The sequence below is a fragment of the Rhizobium lusitanum genome, from assembly GCF_014189535.1.
GTDB lineage: Bacteria > Pseudomonadota > Alphaproteobacteria > Rhizobiales > Rhizobiaceae > Rhizobium > Rhizobium lusitanum_C.
Genome location: NZ_CP050308.1, coordinates 3,730,140 through 3,752,555, shown reverse-complemented (window position 1 = coordinate 3,752,555; position 22,416 = coordinate 3,730,140). Strand labels below are relative to the sequence as shown.

At 59.9% G+C, this 22,416-nt stretch carries 20 protein-coding genes; 15 read left to right on the top strand and 5 right to left on the bottom strand.

Features of this window, described 5'->3' with window-relative positions; genetic code table 11:
• The first annotated feature begins 11 nt into the window (after positions 1-11).
• Together HB780_RS31910 and HB780_RS31905 are read left to right on the top strand one after the other, a co-directional pair.
• Complete coding sequence (locus HB780_RS31910; protein ID WP_183692397.1) at positions 12-563, top strand: CGNR zinc finger domain-containing protein; 552 nt, start codon at positions 12-14, stop codon at positions 561-563.
• Positions 560-1,069 (top strand): hypothetical protein, encoded by a 510-nt coding sequence (locus HB780_RS31905; protein WP_183692395.1) that lies wholly within the window; start codon positions 560-562, stop codon positions 1,067-1,069. The genes HB780_RS31910 and HB780_RS31905 overlap by 4 nt, the downstream gene beginning before the upstream one ends.
• Before the next feature lie 77 nt (positions 1,070-1,146).
• Here the strand turns inward: HB780_RS31905 and ndk are convergent, their stop codons facing one another.
• Entirely contained in the window at positions 1,147-1,569 is a 423-nt protein-coding gene (ndk, locus tag HB780_RS31900; protein WP_183692393.1) for a nucleoside-diphosphate kinase, read from the bottom strand.
• Positions 1,570-1,797: 228 nt separating this feature from the next.
• Between ndk and HB780_RS31895 the strand changes: the two genes are divergently transcribed.
• From HB780_RS31895 to HB780_RS31870, 6 genes are all read left to right on the top strand, one after another.
• Positions 1,798-2,307, top strand: a complete 510-nt coding sequence (locus HB780_RS31895) for a DinB family protein (protein WP_183692391.1) — start codon at positions 1,798-1,800, stop codon at positions 2,305-2,307.
• A 162-nt stretch (positions 2,308-2,469) separates the two neighbouring features.
• On the top strand, positions 2,470-2,976 hold the full coding sequence (locus HB780_RS31890) for a hypothetical protein (protein ID WP_183692390.1): 507 nt from the start codon (positions 2,470-2,472) through the stop codon (positions 2,974-2,976).
• A gap of 49 nt (positions 2,977-3,025) precedes the next feature.
• Positions 3,026-4,915, top strand: a complete 1,890-nt coding sequence (locus tag HB780_RS31885; RefSeq protein ID WP_183692388.1) for an ABC-F family ATP-binding cassette domain-containing protein — start codon at positions 3,026-3,028, stop codon at positions 4,913-4,915.
• Positions 4,916-5,018: 103 nt separating this feature from the next.
• Positions 5,019-5,900, top strand: a complete 882-nt coding sequence (locus HB780_RS31880; RefSeq protein ID WP_183692386.1) for a polysaccharide deacetylase family protein — start codon at positions 5,019-5,021, stop codon at positions 5,898-5,900.
• 121 nt (positions 5,901-6,021) lie between these two features.
• A complete protein-coding gene (locus tag HB780_RS31875; RefSeq protein WP_183692384.1) occupies positions 6,022-8,082 on the top strand; it encodes a prolyl oligopeptidase family serine peptidase in 2,061 nt (686 codons plus the stop codon).
• 144 nt (positions 8,083-8,226) lie between these two features.
• Positions 8,227-9,333: a TRAP transporter substrate-binding protein gene (locus HB780_RS31870; RefSeq protein ID WP_183692382.1), complete on the top strand. Its 1,107-nt coding sequence runs from the start codon at positions 8,227-8,229 to the stop codon at positions 9,331-9,333.
• A gap of 83 nt (positions 9,334-9,416) precedes the next feature.
• Here the strand turns inward: HB780_RS31870 and HB780_RS31865 are convergent, their stop codons facing one another.
• Together HB780_RS31865 and HB780_RS31860 are read right to left on the bottom strand one after the other, a co-directional pair.
• Positions 9,417-11,183 (bottom strand): TRAP transporter large permease, encoded by a 1,767-nt coding sequence (locus HB780_RS31865; protein ID WP_183692380.1) that lies wholly within the window; start codon positions 11,181-11,183, stop codon positions 9,417-9,419.
• Positions 11,183-11,758, bottom strand: coding sequence for a TRAP transporter small permease subunit (locus HB780_RS31860; protein WP_183692378.1), 576 nt, complete (start codon positions 11,756-11,758; stop codon positions 11,183-11,185). Before HB780_RS31860 ends, HB780_RS31865 begins: the two co-directional genes overlap by 1 nt.
• Positions 11,759-11,987: 229 nt before the next feature.
• Between HB780_RS31860 and HB780_RS31855 the strand changes: the two genes are divergently transcribed.
• Positions 11,988-12,911, top strand: coding sequence for a Gfo/Idh/MocA family protein (locus HB780_RS31855; protein WP_183692376.1), 924 nt, complete (start codon positions 11,988-11,990; stop codon positions 12,909-12,911).
• Between the two features lie 72 nt (positions 12,912-12,983).
• The gene (locus HB780_RS31850) at positions 12,984-13,535 is read left to right on the top strand and encodes a GrpB family protein (protein WP_183692374.1); all 552 of its coding nucleotides are present in this window, start codon (positions 12,984-12,986) and stop codon (positions 13,533-13,535) included.
• Between the two features lie 6 nt (positions 13,536-13,541).
• On the opposite strand, the gene HB780_RS31845 is transcribed toward HB780_RS31850, so the two are convergent.
• On the bottom strand, positions 13,542-13,991 hold the full coding sequence (locus tag HB780_RS31845) for a DNA polymerase III subunit chi (RefSeq protein ID WP_183692372.1): 450 nt from the start codon (positions 13,989-13,991) through the stop codon (positions 13,542-13,544).
• A 32-nt stretch (positions 13,992-14,023) separates the two neighbouring features.
• The gene (locus HB780_RS31840) at positions 14,024-15,520 is read right to left on the bottom strand and encodes a leucyl aminopeptidase (RefSeq protein ID WP_183692370.1); all 1,497 of its coding nucleotides are present in this window, start codon (positions 15,518-15,520) and stop codon (positions 14,024-14,026) included.
• Positions 15,521-15,731: 211 nt separating this feature from the next.
• On the opposite strand from HB780_RS31840, the gene HB780_RS31835 reads away from it, so the two are divergent.
• The 5 genes from HB780_RS31835 (at position 15,732) to HB780_RS31815 (ending at position 22,409) form a co-directional block, all read left to right on the top strand.
• On the top strand, positions 15,732-16,514 hold the full coding sequence (locus HB780_RS31835) for a phosphatase PAP2 family protein (protein ID WP_183692368.1): 783 nt from the start codon (positions 15,732-15,734) through the stop codon (positions 16,512-16,514).
• 103 nt (positions 16,515-16,617) lie between these two features.
• Complete coding sequence (locus HB780_RS31830) at positions 16,618-17,793, top strand: LptF/LptG family permease (RefSeq protein ID WP_183692366.1); 1,176 nt, start codon at positions 16,618-16,620, stop codon at positions 17,791-17,793.
• Entirely contained in the window at positions 17,790-18,875 is a 1,086-nt protein-coding gene (gene lptG, locus HB780_RS31825; protein WP_183692364.1) for an LPS export ABC transporter permease LptG, read from the top strand. Before HB780_RS31830 ends, lptG begins: the two co-directional genes overlap by 4 nt.
• A gap of 74 nt (positions 18,876-18,949) precedes the next feature.
• A complete protein-coding gene (locus tag HB780_RS31820; RefSeq protein ID WP_286203099.1) occupies positions 18,950-21,250 on the top strand; it encodes an LPS-assembly protein LptD in 2,301 nt (766 codons plus the stop codon).
• A 208-nt stretch (positions 21,251-21,458) separates the two neighbouring features.
• Complete coding sequence (locus tag HB780_RS31815; RefSeq protein WP_183692362.1) at positions 21,459-22,409, top strand: SurA N-terminal domain-containing protein; 951 nt, start codon at positions 21,459-21,461, stop codon at positions 22,407-22,409.
• The last annotated feature ends 7 nt before the right edge of the window (positions 22,410-22,416 follow it).

Here is a 22,416-nt window from a genome sequence, read left to right as displayed (position 1 = left end):
ATAATTTCAGCATGAGTTTTTCCTGGACCCCACATCGTTTTTCCGGTGGCGCGCTGGCGCTGGATGTCGCCAACAGCGTCATTCTGCGCCATGACGACGAGCGGCGCACCGACCGCTTCGAGGCGTCGGGGCAGATGGAGAGTTTTCCGAAGGCGGCCGCTAATTTCTGTGCCGAGCGGGCGCTGTTCGGCGACATCCTGCCGGTACGGCCGGAGAACAGACCTGGCTTCATCGCACTCCGCGAGGCGATCGACCGCTATTTTCGCGCCCGCGTCCTTGATCGCAGCGGCGATGCCCTATTGGCCGATTTGCTGGAAGTGCTGTCGAAAGTGCTGCGACAGGCCGCCTCTTCCGATGGGCTCGACGCCGCGACGGTGCATTCCACCCTGCGGCTGATCGCGATGCCGGACCCCGAGCGCATGAAGATCTGCGGTAACTGCGGCTGGCTGTTCATCGATCGGAGCAAGAACAGGAGCCGAGCCTGGTGCGACATGGCGGTCTGCGGCAATCGCGCCAAGGCGAACCGGCATTATCGCCGCAAAAAGGAGGAGAATGCGCCATGAGAGTCCAAGCGATCGTTCTGGTGGCCACCATTGCGGGATTGGCGCTTGCCGGCTGCCAGCGGCAGGCGGAAGACGGTCCGACCGAGCTTAGCGGCCGGCTCTTCATCTTCAATTACCGCGTCGCAACTGCGAGCTACATGATCACCTTGAAGAAGATCGCGCCGATCCCGGAGGGGACGACGGCGGTTGCGGAGTTCGAAAATCCGGCGGGCGGGGATCCCTTGGTGGTGCGGCAGAAGATCTTTACGTTCTGGGACAAGATCACGCTCGAAAGCCCTGATCTGCGCTGCGTGCGCAAGGACCGCCCCTATTCCGTCTCGATCAGACTGGTCGATGCCAGCGACAAGACGATCCAGACCATCAAGACCGAGGTGAAATCCGATCTCGACCAGACCGTGCTGCCGACGAAACCGCTGGTGGTCGGCCCGGTCTATACGGAAAATCCGGATGTCTTCAAAGCCGATGGTAGCGTCGGCTATGGCCACGATAGCGCCTGCCCGGCATGAAAAAAGCCGGGGCGCAAAAGGCCCCGGCTTTTTCTCAATCAATTCAATCTCTTCAGCCCGCAGGCTGAAAGACTGATTCAGCCAACGATTTCGGTTTCGGCGAACCAGTAGGCGATCTCGGCGGCAGCGGTTTCCGGAGCGTCGGAGCCGTGAACAGAATTTTCGCCGATCGACAGGGCGTGGATCTTGCGGATCGTGCCTTCAGCAGCGTTGGCCGGGTTGGTTGCGCCCATGATTTCGCGGTTCTTCAGGATGGCGCCTTCGCCTTCCAGGACCTGAACGATGGTCGGGCCGGAGGTCATGCCTTCAACGAGTTCGCCGAAGAAAGGACGTTCCTTGTGAACAGCGTAGAAGCCTTCGGCTTCGCGCGTGCTCATCCAGACGCGCTTGGAAGCGATGACGCGCAGGCCATTGTCTTCAAAAATCTTGGTGATGGCGCCGGTCAGGTTACGCTTGGTTGCGTCCGGCTTGATCATCGAAAAAGTGCGTTCAATCGCCATGGGTCAATTCCTTGTAGTCAGAGAAAAGTGGGCGGTCTTTACCCGCCCCACAGCCTGAAAACAAGGGGCATGCGCCAATTTCACGCGGCTGTCACAGTCCAGAAGGCCGATTCGGATGCAGGTTGACGGAGAAGCCGCAATCCCATCAGCAAATTTCATTGATGTCATCAGTCCCATTTGCTCAATTCTATTCTAGGCTTGCCGCGAAGCTCTTTGAGAGGAACCAGCATGCCTAGACATTTCGAGATGCTCGCCCACTACAACCGCTGGGCCAATACCCTGCTTTACGATGCCGTTGCCCATGTCAGCGATGTGGAATTTCACGAAAACCGTGGTGCCTTCTTCGGCTCATTGTGCGGCACGCTTAACCATCTGCTTGTAGCCGACCAGATATGGATGCGCCGTTTCACCGGCACCGGCGAGGCCGCAGCAAGCCTGAACGTCATCCTGCATGATGATCTCGTTGAACTGCGTGCCGCCCGCGAGGCCGAGGATCGCCGGATCATCGAGTGGGTCGAGACACTCGACGATGACGCACTTGCCGCAGAGATCACCTACTCGCCAATCTCCATACCGGGTGCCATTACACATCCACTGGGGCCTGCTGTGGCACATTTATTCAACCACCAAACTCACCATCGTGGCCAATGCCACATGACGCTGACAGCCATGGGAAAGCCCTCGCTGTGGCTCGACCTGATGCATTTCCTGCGCGAGGAAGGACGACGCTGGATGTAAAGTCAAAGGCGAACCATTCGTCCACGATTGCAGTCATGCGTTGTTCTTCCGACCGATATTGCTGCAAGATCATATCGATAAGACATTTCGTTCATGTCGCATTAACCTGCGTGCCTGCAAGTTGGAGAGATATATCAGCCGTGTGACAGTCAGAGAGTGAGCATGAAGAGTTCCAAGGCAGGTGTTTCGGCGTATTCCATCGGCAACGACAATGGCGAGGCGGAGACCGAGCTTGAGACGATCGGCCGCCACATGGCCAAGCTGAAGGTCAAGAGCCTGCCGCGCAACTACCAGCTCTTCCATGAGGCGCTCTATGGCCATGATCGCGGGATCGCCAGCGAGATTGCGGCACTCGGCCCTACCCCTTCGCAAACCAGGCTCGACGATATCGGCTTGAAACATCACCTCGTCAGCCATTGCGGCCTTGTCGCCCGGAAATCCGAGAGCGATGCCGCCGAGATGCTGCGCGACGTGGCCAATCAACTGGCCGAAGGGTTGATGAAAAAACAACGTTTCACTCGCGAGGTCGACGCGGCGCCGCAGGCCGCCGACGCCATGGACTGTCTTAACGCCTCGCTCAGCAATCTGCTGCTTTACGAAACCGAGCTGACCGAACGGCTGCGAGACTGCGCCAACCTGCCGGTGCAAGTACGCGACACCCACGCCTAACGGCTTACTCGCTCTTGCCTTCGGCGCGGAGTTCGGCCAAAACCGCGCCATGATTTCCATTTCCGACCTTTCCGCCCGCATTGCCGGCCGCCTCCTCATCGACCACGCCAACGTGACGCTTCCAGCGGGCACGAAAGCCGGGCTTGTCGGCAAGAACGGCGCCGGCAAATCGACACTGTTCCGGGTGATCACCGGCGATTTCGCCGCCGAAAGCGGTTCGGTCGCGATCCCGCGCAACGCCCGCATCGGCCAGGTGGCCCAGGAAGCGCCGGGTACGGAAGAGCCGCTGATCGAGATCGTGCTCAAGGCCGACAAGGAGCGCACGGCCCTGCTCACGGAGGCCGAGACGGCGACCGATCCGCACCGCATCGCCGACATCCAGACGCGGCTTGCCGATATCGGCGCCCATTCCGCCGAAGCCCGCGCCGCCAGCATCCTGGCGGGCCTCGGCTTCGACCATGAAGCGCAGCACCGCCCGGCCTCCTCCTTTTCCGGCGGCTGGCGCATGCGCGTTGCGCTCGCCGCCGTGCTGTTCGCTGAGCCGGACCTGCTGCTGCTCGACGAACCGACCAACTATCTCGACCTCGAAGGTACGCTCTGGCTTGAAGACTATATCCGCCGCTACCCGCACACAGTCATCATCATCTCGCATGACCGCGACCTCTTGAACACGGCCGTCAACGCCATCGTCCATCTCGACCAGAAGAAGCTCACCTTCTATCGCGGCTCCTACGACCAGTTCGAGCGGCAGAAGGCCGAGGCTGACGAGCTGCAGACGAAGGCGAAGGTGAAGAACGATGCGGCGCGCAAGCACCTGCAGAGCTTCATCGACCGCTTCAAGGCCAAGGCAACGAAGGCGCGGCAGGCGCAGTCGCGCGTCAAGGCGCTGGAGCGCATGGGCACGGTCGCCGCTGTCATCGAAGATCATGTGATGGGCTTCAGCTTTCCCGAGCCGGAAAAGCAGGCGGCCTCGCCGATCATCGCCGTCACCGGCGGCGCTGTCGGCTACGAGCCCGGCAAGCCGATCCTGAAGCGCCTCAACCTGCGTATCGACGCCGATGACCGCATCGCGCTGCTCGGCTCGAACGGCAACGGCAAATCCACCTTCGCGAAATTCGTCTCCGGCCGTCTCGATGCCGATAGCGGCGACGTCAAGCTGGCGCCGAACCTGAAGATCGGCTTCTTCGCGCAGCATCAGCTCGACGACCTCATACCGAACCAGACCGCCGTCGAGCATGTGCGCCGCCGCATGCCAGATGCGACGGAGCCGAAGGTGCGCGCCCGCGTCGCGCAGATGGGGCTTGCGACCGAGAAGATGGACACGCCGGTCAAGGATTTGTCCGGCGGCGAAAAGGCGCGGCTATTGATGGGCCTTGCCGCCTTCGACGCGCCGAACCTGCTGATCCTCGACGAACCGACCAACCATCTGGACATCGACAGCCGCAATGCGCTGATCCAGGCGCTGAATGAATACTCTGGCGCCGTCATCCTGATCTCGCATGACCGCCATCTGATCGAGGCGACCGTCGATCAGCTTTGGCTGGTGCGCGACGGTACGGTTTCCACCTTCGACGGCGACCTTGAGGAGTATCGCAGCCTTGTCATCGCCAGCCCTAAAGCGAGAGACGACAAGGCCAAGGTGAATGGCACCGATGATGCCGTCTCCAAGGCGGATCAGCGCAAGCTCAATGCCGACCGCCGCGCCTCGCTCGCGCCGCTCCGGAAAAAGATCAACGAAATCGAATCCTTGACGGGCAAGCTGGAGAAACTGATTCAGGCGCTTGATGTGGAACTTGCGGATCCTACCCTTTACGTGAAGGCACCCGCCAAGGCCACCGAGAAGGCCAAGCAGCGTTCTGACGCGGTGGAGAAGCTCGCCGCCGCCGAGGAGCAATGGCTGGAGCTTTCCTCGGAATATGAAAGCGCGATGGCCGGCTAGAGCGGTTAGTTCCTTGGGCGGTCATGCGCCGATCCTAACCGATCATTAACCATAGTCGGAGAAAATACGCCCAACATTCAAACACATATGTTGAGCGCTTCCGATGACCTACCGTCTTCTATTGGCCGGCCTTGCGGTGTCCCTGTCCCTTGCCGGCTGTGCCACGAAGCCGGGGGGCGATGCATCGCTGAAGACAAGCTTTGCCGCCGAGGAGCCGCAACGCAAGGCGTTGAAGGCCAACGATCCCGTCGACATGGAGCCGACCAAATGGGCGAATGCCGACGCTGAAACAAGCGACGAAGGCCGCTCTCACACGCTCGCCGGACGCACGCTGGAAGTTTCCTCGCTGCACGACATGAAGCTCGCCGACAAGGAAGTCATCCTCAGCTTCGACGACGGCCCGGCCCCCGGCAAGACGGAGCGCATTCTCGCAACGCTCGACAAATTCGGCGTCAAGGCGACGTTCATGATGGTCGGCGAGATGGCGCAGGCGCATCCGGAGACGGCACTTAAAGTCGTTGCCGCTGGCGAAACCATTGGCAGCCACACGTTTCATCATGCGGATCTCGACAATATGAGCTTCGACATGGCGATGGCCGAGATCATGCGCGGCAAGAACGCCGTCGCCAAGGTCGTCGGCACGGATGTGCCCTTCTTCCGCTTCCCCTACCTTGCCGATTCCAAGCGCCTGCGCACGGCCGTCACCATGCGTGATCTCGTGATCATGGATGTGGATGTCGACAGCAAGGACTATTTCACCCTGTCGCCCGCCGCTGTTGCTGCGCGCACCATGAACGAGTTGCGCAAGCGGGGCCGCGGCATCGTCCTGATGCACGACATCCACCAGCGCACCGCCACCATGCTGCCGGCCCTTCTGACCCGCATGGAAAAAGAGGGCTACAAGGTCGTGACGCTGAAGTACAAAGCCACTCCCAAGCCGACTTCGGATCTGGTGGCCCAGGCCGATATCAAAATGGTGCGCTGAAGCGGATAGACACTGGAAATCTGTATGATGACATGCACTTGGGGAAGCACGGTTGCTTCTCCGGGTGCATTTTGATTTGTTTATATGCGATTCACATCATCAATAGCGTATCAGGTATCTTATGCATCTCCATCTCGAGCACGACGACGATCCCCTCACCCTGCAATTCGTCGCCGAGAGGAATGCGCAGTCGGAACGGGCTCTCGTGACGCCCGAATTCGAAGCCGACAGCACGGCGATCAAGGCTATGATCGAGCGCGAGGACCGGCTGATCCAGCCGGTTCGCCGGGGCAAGTGGCTGTTCGATTTCCACCGCAGCGCGGATCATCCCCTTGGCGTGTGGCGGCGACTTCCGGCCGACCTGGACCCGGTGCCGAGCGCTCCCTGGGAGCCGATCTTCGATCTCGATGCCTTCTGCGGGGCGGAGGACAAGCTCTGGATCTGGCGCGGCGCGATCACCTGCCCCTGGGAACCGACGCGGGTGCTGATCTGCCTTTCCGACGGCGGCTCCGATCTCGGGCGACTGCTGGAGTTCGATTGCGGGGCCAAGAGCATCGTCGAAGGCGGCTTCGATACGCCGCCGGCGCGGTGCCACGCGACCTGGCTCAGCCAAGACGAGATCGCCTATTTCGGCTCGATCGACCGTCTCTCCGCAACGCGTTCCGGCTGGCCACGCGTCGGCCGTCGCCTGAAGCGTGGCCAAGCGCCTGCAAACGCGCCACTGCTCTACGCCACCGCCGATACGGACGTTTACGGCTCCTGCGTTGTCATCGATCCGGTGCTCTCCGGCATCGCGAAGAAGGGGACTGCCAAGCCGATCCGCCTGTTCATCACCGGCCACGAGATCGGCAGTTGCAGCGTCTTCATCAAGGATCCGGACTTTTCCCTGCGACGGATCGATCTGCCGAGGGATATCGACGTCCAGTTCAACTATTCCTACTGCCTCTGGCTCGCCAAGACCGATGAGCGCATACCCGCCGGCACTCTGGCGCTGCAACCCTTGCCGCGAGAAGCCGGCGACATCAACGCCGAGGCATCGCGCATCCTGTTTTCGCCCGGTGAGCGGCAGTCCGTGTCGCAGTTCCTCTTGATGCGCGAATGGTGCGCCTTCGTCGTCTCGGACAATCTGCAGCCCCGTCTTTTCGTCCTGGACCTGACCAAGCCGGATGCGGAAATCCAGGAGATACCACTGCCGGCGGATGTCGAGACGATTGCGCTCCAGCCGCTTTATTCCGAACTCCATCTCGGCGACGACACGCTGCACGTCTATGGCGAAGGCTTCCTGCAGCCACCAACCTGCTATCGCCTGGAACTTTCCAACCGCAAGAAGCCGCTTGAACTCGTTCAGGGTGCCAGCTCGCCCGCCTATTTCGACAGCGACGGCATGACCTCCGAACTGCTCGAAGCCATATCGGAGGACGGCACGAAGGTACCGTATCGGCTGGTCTTGCCGAAGACGTGGACAGAGGGCGAACTGCCGGTGCTGATGTATGGTTACGGCGGCTTCGACGTCTCGCTCAGCCCCAGCTATTCCGGCGTCATCGGCCGCTGGCTGGAACAAGGTGGCGCCTATGTGCAGGCCTATATTCGCGGCGGCGGTGAGCTCGGGCCGAACTGGCATCGCTCCGCCAAGGGCCATGGCCGCCATAGGGCGTTTGCCGACTTTGCCGCCATCGCCCGCGATCTCGTCGCGCGCGGCTATACCAAGCCATCGCGCATCGCCGCCAATGGCGGCAGCAATGGCGGGCTTTTGACCGGCGCGATGCTGACGCGCTATCCGCAGGATTTCGGCGCGATCTGGTGCCAGGTGCCGGTGCTGGACATGACCCGCTTCCACACCTTCCCAGCCGGCCAGGCCTGGATCGACGAATATGGCAACCCTGACGATCAGGCGGATCGGGACTACCTGCTCTCCTACTCGCCGCTCCACAATCTGAAGCCGGCCTCGGACGTCACCTATCCGCCGATCTATATCGAAAGCTCCAGCAATGACGATCGGGTTCATCCCTCGCATGCGCGGCGGTTCGCCGCGCGCATGGAAGAGCTCGGCCACCATCCGCTGTTCCACGAATTCGGTTCCGGCGGCCATGGCGGCGATGGCGCATCGAGCGACCTCGCGGCGCGTATCGCGCTGGGGTACAGCTTTCTGCGCGAGACGATCATGAAGCTGGACCGGGCCTGAATTCCGACCACTTGAGCTCTTGAAGAAATCAGCGGTTGTAGATCGTTCGGCGTGCTTGAAACGCGTTGAACGACATGATTAGTTGCATCGTGATCACGAAGAGCGGGCCAACCCGCCCGCTCGTATCCTGGGGGGAGAATATAGATGGATCGTCGTTCATTTCTGAGGAAAGCCGGCGTTGCCGGTGCCGGCTCGGTTGCCGCTGCCGCCCTTGCGGCTCCGGCCATTGCTCAGAGCAATCCGAAAATCAACTGGCGCCTGACGTCATCATTCCCGAAGTCGCTCGACACGATCTATGGCGGCGCGGAAGTGCTGTCGAAATATGTATCGGAAGCGACCGACGGCAATTTCACGATCCAGGTCTTCGCGGCCGGCGAAATCGTGCCCGGGCTTCAGGCCGCCGACGCGACGTCGGCAGGCACGGTCGAAGCCTGCCATACCGTCTCCTATTATTATTGGGGCAAGGATCCGGTCTGGGCGCTGGGAGCGGCCGTTCCCTTCGCGCTCAATGCCCGTGGGATGAACGCCTGGCAGTATCACGGCGGCGGCATCGACCTCTTCAATGAGTTCCTGGCGACGCAAGGGCTGATCGGTTTCCCCGGCGGCAATACCGGCGTGCAGATGGGCGGCTGGTTCCGCAAGGAAATCAACACGGTTGCCGACCTCAAGGGCCTGAAGATGCGTATCGGCGGCTTTGCCGGCAAGGTGGTGGAGCGCCTTGGCGTCGTGCCGCAGCAGATCGCCGGCGGCGACATCTATCCGGCGCTGGAAAAAGGCACGATCGACGCGGCCGAATGGGTCGGCCCCTATGACGACGAAAAGCTCGGCTTCTACAAGGTCGCGCCCTACTACTACTATCCCGGCTGGTGGGAAGGTGGCCCGACCGTGCATGTGATGTTCAACAAGGCGGCCTATGAGGGCTTGCCGAAGGCCTATCAGTCGCTGTTGCGCACCGCGGCCCAGGCGACCGACGCCAACATGCTACAGAAATACGACTATCTGAACCCGGCCGCCATCAAGCGCGTCGTCGCCGAAGGCGCAAAGCTGCGTCCTTTCAGCACCGAAATCCTCAACGCCTGCTTCGAGAAATCGAACGAGGTCTATGCCGAAATGGAAGCCTCAAACCCGACCTTCAAGAAGATCTGGGAATCGATAAAGGCCTTCCGTGGCCAGCATTACCTCTACGCCCAGGTCGCCGAATACAGCTACGACGTCTACATGATGACCCAGCAGCGCGCCGGGAAGATCTGATCTTCGCCCGCTGTCAAATGAAAACCCCGGAGTGTTGCTCCGGGGTTTTTCTTTTGAAGCCATGAAGAGCGCTAGCCCTTCTCTCATTTAAACGATGGTGGCTGGCTGAGGTCGTTGGCGGGCGGACTGGCCTGCCCGCCATACTGACCGGGCGGCTTGTCCCGCAGCGAGTTGTCACCCGGGAGCTGCAGGCCGGGCAGGCCGAGGCCGCCGCCATTGTCCTGGCCGGGAGCGCCGAAGCCCGGCACCTCGATCTTGATCGTATTGGGATCGATGCCTGTACCCGCCCCCTTATAGTGCATGACCATCTGCGGGAACATGATCGTCAGCGCAACCATCACGATCTGGATGCCGACGAAGGGCACCGCTCCCCAATAGATCTGCCCGGTCGTCACCGGCGCCGTGTTCTTGCCCGTCACCTTATCGAGATAGGGCACCTTTGCAGCGACCGAGCGCAGGTAGAACAGCGCGAAGCCGAAGGGCGGATGCATGAAGCTGGTCTGCATGTTGACCCCGAGCAGCACGCCAAACCAGATCAGGTCGATACCGAGCTTCTCGGCGGCGGGAGCCAGCAACGGCACGATAATGAAGGCCAGCTCGAAGAAATCGAGGAAGAAGGCCAAGAAGAAGACCAGCAGATTGACGGCGATCAGGAAGCCGACTTCGCCGCCCGGCAGCGACACCAGCAGATGCTCCACCCAGACATGGCCATTGACACCGTAGAAAGTCAGCGAGAACACGCGCGAGCCGACCAGGATGAACAGCACGAAGGACGAGAGCCGCGTCGTCGAAGCGAGCGCCGAGCGGACAACGTCCATGCTCAGCCGGCCCTTGGCCGCCGCCATGATCAGCGCGCCCACCGCCCCCATCGCGCCGCCTTCGGTCGGCGTCGCGATGCCGAGGAAGATGGTGCCGAGCACGAGGAAGATCAGTGCCAGGGGTGGGATCAGCACGATGATCACCTGCTGCGCCAACCGCGACATCAGGTTGAACTTCATCGTCTTGTCGACGACGGCGATGGTGTAGATGAACGCGACGCCAACGGTTGCGCCGAGAATGTCGGCGTTTTCGCCATAGATCGGCGTCAGATAGACATGGGCGGCGTATGCGACGCCGGCGCAGACAAGGAGCGCGACGAAGAGCGAGGTCACGCCCGAGCCGAGAGAGCGCGCTTCCTTCGGCAACGCCGGCATGGAATTTGGCCGGACGATGGACATGATCAGCACATAGAGCATGTAGAGGCCGGTCAGCACCAAGCCGGGGATCAAGGCGCCGGCATACATGTCACCGACGGAGCGGCCGAGCTGGTCCGCCAGCACGATCAGAACCAGCGACGGCGGGATGATCTGCGCCAACGTGCCCGATGCGGCGATGACGCCGGACGCAACCCGCCGGTCATAGCCATAGCGCAGCATGATCGGCAGCGAGATCAGGCCCATGGCGATAACCGAGGCGGCAACGACGCCGGTGGTGGCCGCCAGCAGCGCGCCAACGAAGATTACCGCATAGGCAAGGCCGCCGCGGATCGGGCCGAAGAGTTGGCCGACCGTGTCGAGCAGGTCCTCGGCCATGCCCGAGCGTTCCAGCACGATACCCATGAAGGTGAAGAACGGGATCGCCAACAGCGTGTCGTTCGACATCACGCCCCAGAAGCGATCCGGCAGCGCGTTGAGCAGCGGCCAGGACAGATTGATCGAGCCGCCCGAATAGGGCGCCAGCTCGACGCCGATCCAGAAAAACAGAAGGCCGTTGGCTGCGAGCGCGAAGGCAACGGGATAGCCGATCAGCAGGAAGATGATAAGCGAAGCGAACATGATCGGAGCCATGTTCACGGCAATGAATTCCAACATCAGCGCACCTCCCCTGCATGCGTCTCGATATCAAGAGGCGCGTGGGTCGGCACATAGGGTGTCGGGTCATCCATATCGCCGCGCATGATGGCGATCTTCTTGATGATCTCGGAAACACCCTGCAGCGCCAGCAGAAAGAAGCCCGCCAGCAACAGCGCCTTGCCCGGCCAGATGATCAGGCCGCCGGCACTGGAGGACACCTCGCCGGACATGAAGGACATCCGGACATAGGGGATGAGGTCATAGACCATCAAAAGCACGAAAGGCATGAGAAACAGGCAATGGCCGAGAAGATCGATCCAGTGCTGTACGCGCCGCGACAGGGAACCGTAGAGGATATCGATGCGGATATGCTCGTTCTGCCGCAGCGTATAGGCGGCGGCGAGCATGAAGGCGGCGCCGAACAGATACCATTGCGCCTCCAGCCAGGCATTCGACGAAATATTGAATACCTTTCGGACGATGGCGTTTCCGGCGCTGACCAAAACGGCAACCAGGATGAGCCAGGAGACCGATTTGCCGATGATCTCCGTGACATGATCTATGAGCCGGCTGAAGCCGAGCAATGCTTTCATGATTTTTCCCCCGCGGCGATTTCTTCCCGGGATCTCTTGCCGCGCACAGGCAGAGTGCCGATTTCACGCTGTCAATCAAGAGTGTGAGCTGGTTTTCCAACTATGATAATGGCAGGGTGAGCGCGGCCTAGCGTCGGACAGGTGTCGCATTTGCGCTTTCCCGCCCTTGCCCGTCCGTGGCGTTCTGATAAAAGACCATGCCAATAATCATACTAATCGAGAGACACCCATGTCCCCCATCAATCTCGCTATCGTCGGTGTCGGCAAGATCGTCCGCGACCAGCATCTTCCGTCCATTGCCAGCAATCCGGATTTCAAACTGATCGCCACAGCAAGCCGCCACGGTACGGTCGAAGGCATTCCGGCCTTCACCACCATTGAAGCGATGCTGGACGCGGTTCCCGAGATCGATGCTGTCTCGCTCTGCATGCCGCCGCAATATCGTTACGAGGCCGCCTACAAGGCGCTCCAGGCCGGCAAGCACGTCTTCCTGGAAAAGCCGCCGGGCGCGACGCTTAGCGAAGTTGCCGATCTTGAGGCGCTTGCCAATGCAAAGGGTGTTTCGCTGTTCGCCAGCTGGCATTCGCGCTACGCGCCCGCTGTCGAAGCCGCCAAGGCTTTCCTCGACGCCACGACGATCAAGAGCGTGCATGTGATCTGGAAGGAAGATGTGCGTCACTGGCATCCGAACCAGGAATGGATCTGGCAGGCCGGCGGTCTCGGCGTCTTCGATCCGGGCATCAACGCGCTGTCGATCGTCACCCATATCCTGCCGTCGCTTTTCCTAACCGGCGCCGTGCTGGAATTCCCTGAGAACCGCGATTCGCCGATCGCCGCCGACCTGCATTTCAAGAGCGGCAAGGGGCTTCCGGTTCATGCCGAATTCGACTGGCGCCAGACCGGCAAGCAGAGCTGGGATATCGTCGCCGAAACCGAAGCGGGCCAGATGGTGCTTGCCGAAGGCGGCTCGAAGCTCTCCGTCAACGGCGAACTCACGTTCACGGCCCCCGAGGCGGAATATCCTTCGCTCTACCGCCGCTTCGCCGAGATCGTCAAAGCCGGCACGTCCGATGTCGACCTCGCGCCGCTACGCCACGTCGCCGATGCCTTCATGCTCGGCAAGCGTAAGTTCGTGGACGCTTTCCACGACTAGGCTCGATTGACCGGTGAGATGCGCCACGCGGAATGCTAAGGTGGCGCATCTTCATTCGTCAAGGAGATGACAATGTCCTCGGAAAGCGACGATAGCTTTGGATTAGGTGTCGGGAACAAGTGTGTCACGCTTGCCGAGTCGAATGCCCGATGGCTGGAAGCCTACAGGCTGGAGGAAGCTGGCATTCGTGGGGCGCTTGGCGATCTCGCCCTCGACATCCAGCATATCGGCAGCACGTCGATCCCGTCGATCAAGGCCAAGCCTATTATCGATATCGCCGTCGGTGTCCGGCGCTTTGACGACGGTTTGGCGTGCATCCAGCCGATGGAGGCCATCGGCTACGACTATGCCGGCACCGATATCGTTCCCGACGATCATATTTTCGGCCGCGGCGTCAAGGGCGAGACGCGCACGCATCTCGTTCATATCGTTGAATATAACGGCATCAACTGGAATCGGTGGCTTCTATTTCGCGGCAGGCTGCGTGCAAATCCCGATCTGGCACTGGCCTATGAAATGCTGAAGATCGACCTGGCCGGGAAATATGCCGACAATCGCGCCGCCTATACGCAAGCGAAGCGAGCCTTTATCGACAAGGTCCTAGCGGCTGACGACCCCATCTGAGCGGCATCACGCCTTCTTTTCCCAACGCCCTTCCTGGGTCTGCTGCCAATAGGTGAGGCTGTGCCCCTCGCCCTTCAGCTTCTTCCATTGCGCGCGGGCGCCTTCCAATTGCTCCTGATCGTAGCCGTCGAAAATAAAGACGACGCGCTGGTAGGTGTCGATATCCGAGCCTTCGGCGCCATCGATGAAGAAGCGGACGCTGGCGTTGTTCAGGTTGTCCGGCGAGACGGTCAGGAGGACCGGCTGCTTGTCCGCCATCTCGCTTTCGTCCGTGCCATGCGGCAGGAAGCTATCCTCGCGATAGGTCCACAGATGAGTGTCCAGCGCATCGCGCCGGACCGGCTCCCGTGTCTGGATGGCGACCTGCCAGCCGCGCTCGACACACTTGTCGATCAAGGGCGGCAGCGCATCTTCGAGCTTCGATTCCGTCAAATGGTAGAAGAGAACGTCGGTCATGCCGCCTCTCCTATCTCAAACATAGTCGAAGGTCACGATTCGTAGTTCTCGCGGACCAGCTCGTCGAGCAGGCGCACACCGAAGCCCGAACCCCAGGACTGGTTGATCTCGTCCTGAGCCGAGCCCATTGCCGTGCCAGCGATATCGAGATGTGCCCAAGGGGTTTCCTGCACGAATCGCTTGATGAACTGGGCAGCGGTGATCGAGCCTGCGTAGCGGCCGCCGGTGTTCTTCATGTCGGCGAACTTGCTGTCGATCATCTTGTCGTAGTCCTTGCCGAGCGGCATGCGCCACAGGCGCTCATTGGTAACAAGGCCGGCGGCGGTAAGCTGGTTTGCCAGCTGGTCGTCATTGCTGAACAGGCCGGCTTGCAGATTGCCGAGCGCGACCAGGATCGCACCGGTCAAGGTCGCCAGGTTGATCATGAATTGCGGCTTGAAGCGGTCATTGGTGTACCAAAGCGCATCGCAAAGCACGAGCCTGCCTTCGGCGTCGGTATTGATGATCTCGATCGTCTGCCCGGACATGGAGGTGACGATATCGCCCGGACGCTGGGCATTGCCATCAGGCATGTTTTCGACCAGGCCAATGACGCCGATGGCGTTGACCTTGGCACCGCGGGCAGCGAGCGTGTGCATCAGGCCGGTGACGGCGGCAGCCCCGCCCATGTCGCCCTTCATGTCTTCCATGCCGGCGGCGGGCTTTATGGAAATACCGCCGGAGTCGAAGACAACACCCTTGCCGATAAAGGCGACCGGCTTCTCCTTCGCCTTGCCGCCCTTCCATTGCATGATCACCAAGCGCGGCGGACGCACGGAACCCTGCGCCACACCAAGCAGCGCGCCCATGCCGAGCCGGCGCATCTCGCGCTCGGTCAGGATTTCCACCTCGACGCCGAGCTTCTCCAATGCCTTGGCCTTAGCGGCAAACTCGACCGGGCCGAGAATGTTCGGCGGCTCGTTGACGAGATCGCGGGCGAGAATAACGCCGCCGGCGATCGCTTCCGAGGCGGCGAAAAGCTTCTTCGCGGCCGCGACATCCGGGGTGACGATGGTCACCTTCACGGATTTCTGCGCACCATTCTTGTCCTCGTCATCGCCCTTCTTCGTCTTGTACGTGTCGAAGCTATAGGCGCGCAGCAGTATACCGAGAGCAAAATCGGCAGCCGCCTTGCCACCAGCCGCAGTGCCGGGCACATCGATGAAGATCGCGGCCTTGTCGACATTGCGGATCCGCGCCGCCGCAGCGCCGCCGAGCTTCAGCCAGTCATGAGCGTTCAGTTCTTTTGCCTTGCCCGTACCGATGATGACGATCCGGTCCACCGGCGAGCCTTCAGGCGCGACGATATCGAGGCTCGACAGGCCCTTGCCGATGAAACGAGCAATGCGCGCGGCCTTGGCGAAAACATTGGCCGGATCGGCGCTTGCAGCCCCCGCCGGCAATTCGCTGTCCGTGTCTTTCAGCAGAATGGCCAAACCGCCATTCAGTCGAACCGTTTTGGCAAAGGAGATCTCGAATTTCACAGACATTTCTGCTCCGATATATATGCGTATCGCAAAATAGAATTATAGACTTCGATCATTCAAGCTTTCCCCCTCAAACACAAGCTTTTGGCGAGACATTCGGCGAAGAAGCGTCCACTGCCGCCTTCAAATCCCTGTCATCTATTGTCGCTAGGCTGTTGGCGCATGCGTTGCGTGCCGCCGCCTGCCCGGCGTTGTCACTGACAGGAACGCCACCTTGATCATCGATTTCAGCACCTTCGATCGCCAGGATCGTTTTCCCGAGATCCTGCGACCGCGCACGGCGGGCGACGCGTTCGTCGCTGTCTTCTGCCTATGGTGGATACTGCTCGGGCTATTTTCGATTTTTCCACAGATCGATCTCGCCGTCGCCAATATGTTCTTTGTGCCGGAGCAATGCATCGTCCCCGTCAAAGCCAGCCAGATCTGCGGAATTTTCCCCTATGGTGACGATCCGCATATGCGCCTGCTGAGAGAGATCTTCTTCCAGCTTCCCTACATCGTCGCCGCCGTCCTCTGTTGGATGCTGATCCAGTGCTGGCAGCATCACGGCGCAACGTTCAAGACGTTGCGAGCCTGCAATCTGAAGGTCGCGCTCGGCTCGCTCCTTCTCGGCCCTGTGCTGATCGTCAATCTCTGGCTCAAGGCGTTCTCAGGCCGCCCGCGGCCGCGGCAGACCGACTTCTTCGGCGGCACTCTCGATTTCGTTCATGCCGGCTCCTTTGCCGGAAAATGCGTCAGCAACTGCTCCTTCATTTCCGGCGAAGCTGCCGCCGCCGGCTGGCTGTTCTGTCTGATCTTCATCATCCCACAGCCCGCCCGCACAGCCCTTGCTCCACCGATCGCGGTCGTCTCGATCCTCATTCCAGCTCTCAGAGTGGCTTTCGGAAGCCACTATCTGTCGGATGCCGTGCTTGGCTGGCTCTCTTCCCTTGTCATATTCGCGGCACTTATGGCCCTCTCCCAAACAACACACAGCAGAAGAATCTCAGAAAATTAACGAATTTTTTGCGACTGGGTTGTCGCCAAAAAAACGCAAACAGCGTAGAGGAGGATGAATCTCTGCCGGCTCGCCCGACGGAGCGTTGCGTTTAAGGGCCGGCATGAAGTTATTCGAAACATATATCGTACGGCGTGTCGGCATGATGTTCCTGGTAGCCCTGCTGCCGGTGCTCGCTATTATCTGGACGACTCAGGTATTGCAGCGCATCAATCTTGTGACCGATAGCGGCCAGTCGATTGGTTCGTTCGCGAAGCTCGCGACCCTTATTCTGCCGACCATCATTCCCGTCGTTTTGCCGTTCGCATTGGTCATTGGCATCACGCAGACGCTGACCGCGATGAACAGCGATTCGGAGCTGACCGTCATGGAAGCGGCTGGCGCGAGACGGAGCATCATCATCCGTCCGATCATGATTCTCGCCATAGCGATCAGTGTCTTCTCCTTCCTCGTTGACAATATGGTGGAACCGAAGGCTCGTATCGCTGCCCGGCAAATGGTCGCGGAAGCCTATGCTGACCTGCTCTCGACCGTGATCGAAGAGAAGAATTTCCGGCGCATCGAAGACGGGCTCTATGTGCAGATCACCCAGCGCATGTCGGGACGAATCCTGAAGGGCCTGTTCGTAGTGGATTCGCGCGATCCGGCTTTTGATCTCATCTATTATGCCAAGGAAGGCGCCGTCGACGCGAGTGGCTCATCGCTGCTGATGAGGGATGGCGAAGTCCACCGCAAGACGTCTGATGGCAATGTATCCGTCATCAAATTCGACTCCTATTCCTTCGATCTTTCCGACATGACGCAAAGCCGCGGCCAGGCAACCCTGCGCGCCGGCGACCGCAGTCTCGGCTTCCTGCTCGATCCGGATCCGAACGACGCGGATTATAAAGCCAAACCAGCCGGATACCGTTCCGAATTGCACCGACGCCTGACCGATTGGGCGCTGCCGGCCATTTTTGCCCTGATATCCCTGGTGATCGCCGGCGATGCGCGATCCCATCGCGAAGCGCGGCTGCATCCCATGGTGTCGGCGCTCACCATCGCCTTTGCGCTGCGCTGGGCGGATTTTTACGCGGCCAACCAGATCGAGACGGCGCCCTATTTCGTCGGCATCCTCTATGGGATCAACATCGCGGCAACGCTGATTGCGATCGTCCTGCTGTTCAGGAACCGAAGAATGTCCATGCCGGTGTCGATCCGCAACCGCTTAGGCAACTGGCGGCAGAAGATCCAGGAGCGCATGCCGACACCCGGCAGCTCGAATGGGAGCGGCGCATGATCTTCAGCACGCTCGGCCGCTACTTCTTCATGCGCTACATCAGCACGACGCTCTGGTTTTTCCTCGGCGTTACCTCGCTTGTGTATCTGGTCGACTTCAGCGAGACCGCTGGCCGGCTTGCTGGCCTTCCGGGATATACGGTCAAAATCGGTCTGCTGATGACGGCGGTCAGATTGCCGTTCATCCTGCAGCAGACGGTGCCGTTCATCGCCCTCTTCGTCGGCATGACCGTGTTGATCACGCTCAATCGCCGCCGCGAACTGGTAATCGCGCGCGCAGCCGGAATCTCCGTCTGGCAGTTCATGACACCCTTCATTGTCGGCGCGTTCGCTGTCGGGCTGATGACCATGTTCGCCCTTAATCCGGTTGCGGCATGGGGCCAGCGGCAGGCAGAAACGATGGAAGCCGATCTGCGTGGCGATCCGTCCTATCGCAATACACTTTCGATTCCCTGGCTGCGTCAGTCGGATGGCAAAAACGACATCATCATTGGCGCCAAGGCTGTTCTCGACAACGGCACGACGCTGATGAACGTCGTGTTTATCCACTTTGATTCACAGGGAAATATCACTCTCAGGCAGGATGCCCAGTCGGCTAAGTTGGAAGATGGTTACTGGCTTCTTAACGGTGTCGTCGAGCGCGCCCCAGGCGAAATCCCCGTTCACAAAACCACGACACAGGTTCGTACTAATCTGAAACAGGATTTCGTCTCCGAGCGTTTGGCTCAGCCGGAAACCATTGCTTTTTATGATCTTTCTAATCGAATAGCGATTGCTAAGTCCTTTGGCATCTCAACCAAGGCGCTTGAAACGCAATTTCACTCGCTGCTGTCACAGCCATTCCTTTTGGTGGCCATGACGCTCATCGCAGCAACCGTGTCCCTAAAATTCAGTAGATTCAACCAATCGCGCTCCGTGATTCTGGGTGGAATCCTCTCGGGCTTCGTGCTTTATGTTGCCACCGTGCTTGTAAAAGCATTTGGGAGCAGCGGAGTGGTTCCTCCCTTCGTGGCGACATGGATACCCGTGGTCGTCGCTTTGGCATTCGGAGCAACGATCCTGCTTCATCAGGAGGACGGCTAGTGGCGGGCAACCGCAAGAGTATCAGGAAGTTTGTGGCTGCTCTCGTTACGGGCACGGCTACATGCGCGTATTTCATGAGCCCGGTCGTAGCTTACGCCCAGGCCACCAATAATAATGGCGGCGCCGGTGCTGCGACCGCTCCCGTAAAGGTCAAAGTCCCCGACGGCTCCAAGATGGTCCTTTCGTCCAACGAATTGATCTATAACAAGGATAACCAGATCGTCACCGCCACCGGTGCCGTGCAGATCAACTATGGCGGCTACAAAATGGTCGCCCAGAAGGTTGAATATAATCAGAAGTCCGGTCGGATGATGGCCCTCGGCAATGTCGAGCTGATCAGCCCCGACGGCAATCGCATGTACGGTGACAAAATGGATGTCACCGACAGCTTCTCCGACGGTTTCGTCAATGCTCTGCGCATCGAAATGCCGGACAATACCCGCTTGGCCGCCGAAAAGGGCGAGCGTGTCGGCGGCACGCAGATGATTCTGACGAAGGGCGTCTATACCGCCTGTCAGTCTTGCTCCGAGCAGGGCCGCGCACCGCTGTGGCAGGTCAAGGCGCAGCGTGTCGTTCAAAACGGCGTGACGCATACCGTCCGCCTCGAGCATGCCCGTTTCGAGCTGTTCGGCCATCCGATCGCCTATATTCCGTGGATCGAGGTTCCGGACAATACGGTGAAGCGTAAGTCCGGCTTCCTGTTCCCGTCGATGAGTGTTTCTGAGCGCCTCGGCTTTGGTCTGAAGGTTCCGTATTATTACGTTATCTCGCCGAGCATGGATGCCACGGTCAGTGCCACCGGCTACACGAACCAGGGTCTCTTGCTCGAGGGCGAGTTCCGTCAACGCTTTGAAAACGGCACGCATACTCTGCGCGTCGCCGGCATCAACCAGATGGATCCCAGCGCTTTCACGTCCGGGACCAGCGATGCCGAGAACAAAACGCGCGGAATGATTTCCTCCAAGGCGGATTTCAAGATCAATCCTCGCTGGACGTTCGGCTGGGATGTCATGGCGCAGAGCGACAACAACTTCTCGCGCACCTATGGGCTCGATGGCCTCAACCAGAGCACCCATACCAACCAGGCCTATCTGACTGGTCTCGGCAAGCGCAATTATTTCGATATGCGCGCCTTCTATTACGATGTTCAGGACACCGATAATAACAGCACTGCCACGAAGCAACAGGCGACCGTCTACCCGAGCGTCGACTATCACTATGTCGATCCGAAGTCGGTCTATGGCGGCGAGCTGTCGGCGACCATGAACTTCACGCACCTATCGCGTAATACGACATCGGTGCTCGACGCCACCAATACCCTCGGTGACTCCAGCCTGAACGACCGCTATCTCGGCCTTTCCGGAGACTATACGCGCCTCACCAGCGAGGTGCAGTGGCAACGTACCTTCACCACGGATCAAGGTCTGCTGTTGACGCCGCTGGCGGCCCTTCGCGGCGACGTCTACGGCCTGAACATGGATGCGCCAGGAGCAGGCACGTACTCCGGCAATTACGACACGAGCGACTATGCCACGCGTGGCATGGCCACGTTGGGCCTTGAAGCGAAGTATCCCTTCCTCATCACCACCAACAACAGCACGCATGTGTTCGAACCGATCGCGCAGCTCTATGTGCGCCCGGACGAGCAGCTTGCCGGGCAATTGCCGAATGAGGATGCCCAGAGCTTTGTCTTCGATGCGACCAACCTGTTCGATCGCGACAAGTTCTCGGGCTTCGACCGGGTTGAGGGCGGCACACGCGCCAATGTCGGTTGGCGCTATACCGGCAACTTCGACAGTGGCTACAAGTTGCAGCACATCTTCGGCCAATCCTTCCAGCTTGCCGGCCGCAACTCCTTCGCGGAGAGCGATCTTGCCGGCGTCGGTTCGGATTCGGGGCTTGAAACCACCCGCTCCGACTACGTGACCATGTTTGGCCTCACCACGCCGCAGGGCATTTCGCTTTCGCAATCCTATCGTTTCGACGAAAAGGATTTCGCGTTCCGCCGCGGCGATACCACGGTCGGCTTCGCCAACGATGTCTTCCAGACATCCGCGACCTACACCCATATTGCCGCACAACCGCAGTATGGCTTCACCTCGGATCAGGATGAAATCCAGACGCGCGCCCAGGTCAAGTTCAAGGAATACTGGTCGGTGTTCGGTACGATGAACTATGACATCAACGATAGTGAGATCACTCGCCAGGGCGTTGGCCTCTCCTATGAGGACGAATGCACGATCTTCAGCATTTCCTTCCTGAACAAGAAGGATTCGACAGATGCAACGGCAAGCAACTGGTCGATCGGCGCCCGAATCACGTTCCGTACGCTCGGCGACGTCAATCTCGGCAGCACCCAGGACGCCACGTTCTGACCTATCAAACTCGAAAAAAGGGCCGGCTCCACGAGCCGGCCCTTTTGTTTGAAACTGGACCCCACTCCCCTCCGCGTCATTGTTTTGCCGCAAGGATTTTGCAATTCGTCGTGCTTGTTGTAGACAGGTGGCGCGAAATTGCCGTATTGCGCGAACGGCGTCCCGATGTGACGCAGTGCGGATAAGGACCTTTGGGAAGGGGTAATTGATGTTCTCTGAAAAGACACCGATGCGCGCTGTGCTATTCGGAGCCGCCGCGCTGATCATGGCCACGTTCGCCATGCCGAGCAGCGATGTTGCCTTCGCCGCAAGCGAGGTGAAGGTCGTTGTCAACAACTCGGTGATCACCTCGGGCGATATCGCCAAGCGTGTCAACTTCCTCAAACTGCAACATCAAAAGGGCGAGCTCAACAAGCTGGCGCAGGAACAGCTTGTCGACGAGACGCTGAAGCGCGCTGAAATCGCCCGCGTGCGCATGTCGGTATCAACGACGGAAGTCGACAGTGCTTTTGGCCGCTTTGCCGCGAGCAACAAGATGTCGCCGCAGCAGCTTGGTCAGATCCTCGACAAGATGGGCGTCGGCGTCGATCACTTCAAATCCTATATCGCCATCTCCATGAGCTGGCCGCGCGTCGTCAATGCCCGCTTTGGCTCGAGCGGCGGCAATCGCCTGTCGAACGACGACCTCGTGACACGCATGACGGAAAACAAGACGAAGCCGGTCACGACGGAATACTTCCTGAAACAGATGGTCTTCGTCGTGCCGGCCGCGAAACGAAATGCCATCCTCAACCAGCGCAAGTCCGAGGCGGAAGCCTCGCGGGCCAAGTTCCCAGGTTGCGACCAGGCGAAGGTCTTTGCCGCGACCATGCGTGACGTCTCCGTCCAGGATCTCGGCCGCGTGCTGGCCCCCGATCTTCCCGAGATCTGGAAGCCTATGCTTGAAAAGGCCCAGGGCAACACGACCAGCCCTGTCGTCACCGATCGCGGCGTTGAATATGTCGCCATCTGCTCACAGCGTCAGGTGAACGACGACGTTGCCGCTGCGGCCGTCTTCCGTGCCGAAGACATCGGCAAGGCGGGTGCGCAGGGCGTGAGCGCCAACGACAAGAAGTATATGGACGAACTGCGCTCCAAGGCGCAGATTCTCTATCGCTGATCGCCGT

What these genes read in the sequence shown, in the direction of transcription:
- HB780_RS31910 (WP_183692397.1), top strand. Translation starts at nt 12, where the DNA reads ATGAGTTTTTCCTGGACCCCACATCGTTTTTCCGGTGGCGCGCTGGCG.
- HB780_RS31905 (WP_183692395.1), top strand. Translation starts at nt 560, where the DNA reads ATGAGAGTCCAAGCGATCGTTCTGGTGGCCACCATTGCGGGATTGGCG.
- ndk (WP_183692393.1), bottom strand. Translation starts at nt 1,569, where the DNA reads ATGGCGATTGAACGCACTTTTTCGATGATCAAGCCGGACGCAACCAAG.
- HB780_RS31895 (WP_183692391.1), top strand. Translation starts at nt 1,798, where the DNA reads ATGCCTAGACATTTCGAGATGCTCGCCCACTACAACCGCTGGGCCAAT.
- HB780_RS31890 (WP_183692390.1), top strand. Translation starts at nt 2,470, where the DNA reads ATGAAGAGTTCCAAGGCAGGTGTTTCGGCGTATTCCATCGGCAACGAC.
- HB780_RS31885 (WP_183692388.1), top strand. Translation starts at nt 3,026, where the DNA reads ATGATTTCCATTTCCGACCTTTCCGCCCGCATTGCCGGCCGCCTCCTC.
- HB780_RS31880 (WP_183692386.1), top strand. Translation starts at nt 5,019, where the DNA reads ATGACCTACCGTCTTCTATTGGCCGGCCTTGCGGTGTCCCTGTCCCTT.
- HB780_RS31875 (WP_183692384.1), top strand. Translation starts at nt 6,022, where the DNA reads ATGCATCTCCATCTCGAGCACGACGACGATCCCCTCACCCTGCAATTC.
- HB780_RS31870 (WP_183692382.1), top strand. Translation starts at nt 8,227, where the DNA reads ATGGATCGTCGTTCATTTCTGAGGAAAGCCGGCGTTGCCGGTGCCGGC.
- HB780_RS31865 (WP_183692380.1), bottom strand. Translation starts at nt 11,183, where the DNA reads ATGTTGGAATTCATTGCCGTGAACATGGCTCCGATCATGTTCGCTTCG.
- HB780_RS31860 (WP_183692378.1), bottom strand. Translation starts at nt 11,758, where the DNA reads ATGAAAGCATTGCTCGGCTTCAGCCGGCTCATAGATCATGTCACGGAG.
- HB780_RS31855 (WP_183692376.1), top strand. Translation starts at nt 11,988, where the DNA reads ATGTCCCCCATCAATCTCGCTATCGTCGGTGTCGGCAAGATCGTCCGC.
- HB780_RS31850 (WP_183692374.1), top strand. Translation starts at nt 12,984, where the DNA reads ATGTCCTCGGAAAGCGACGATAGCTTTGGATTAGGTGTCGGGAACAAG.
- HB780_RS31845 (WP_183692372.1), bottom strand. Translation starts at nt 13,991, where the DNA reads ATGACCGACGTTCTCTTCTACCATTTGACGGAATCGAAGCTCGAAGAT.
- HB780_RS31840 (WP_183692370.1), bottom strand. Translation starts at nt 15,520, where the DNA reads ATGTCTGTGAAATTCGAGATCTCCTTTGCCAAAACGGTTCGACTGAAT.
- HB780_RS31830 (WP_183692366.1), top strand. Translation starts at nt 16,618, where the DNA reads ATGAAGTTATTCGAAACATATATCGTACGGCGTGTCGGCATGATGTTC.
- lptG (WP_183692364.1), top strand. Translation starts at nt 17,790, where the DNA reads ATGATCTTCAGCACGCTCGGCCGCTACTTCTTCATGCGCTACATCAGC.
- HB780_RS31820 (WP_286203099.1), top strand. Translation starts at nt 18,950, where the DNA reads ATGAGCCCGGTCGTAGCTTACGCCCAGGCCACCAATAATAATGGCGGC.
- HB780_RS31815 (WP_183692362.1), top strand. Translation starts at nt 21,459, where the DNA reads ATGTTCTCTGAAAAGACACCGATGCGCGCTGTGCTATTCGGAGCCGCC.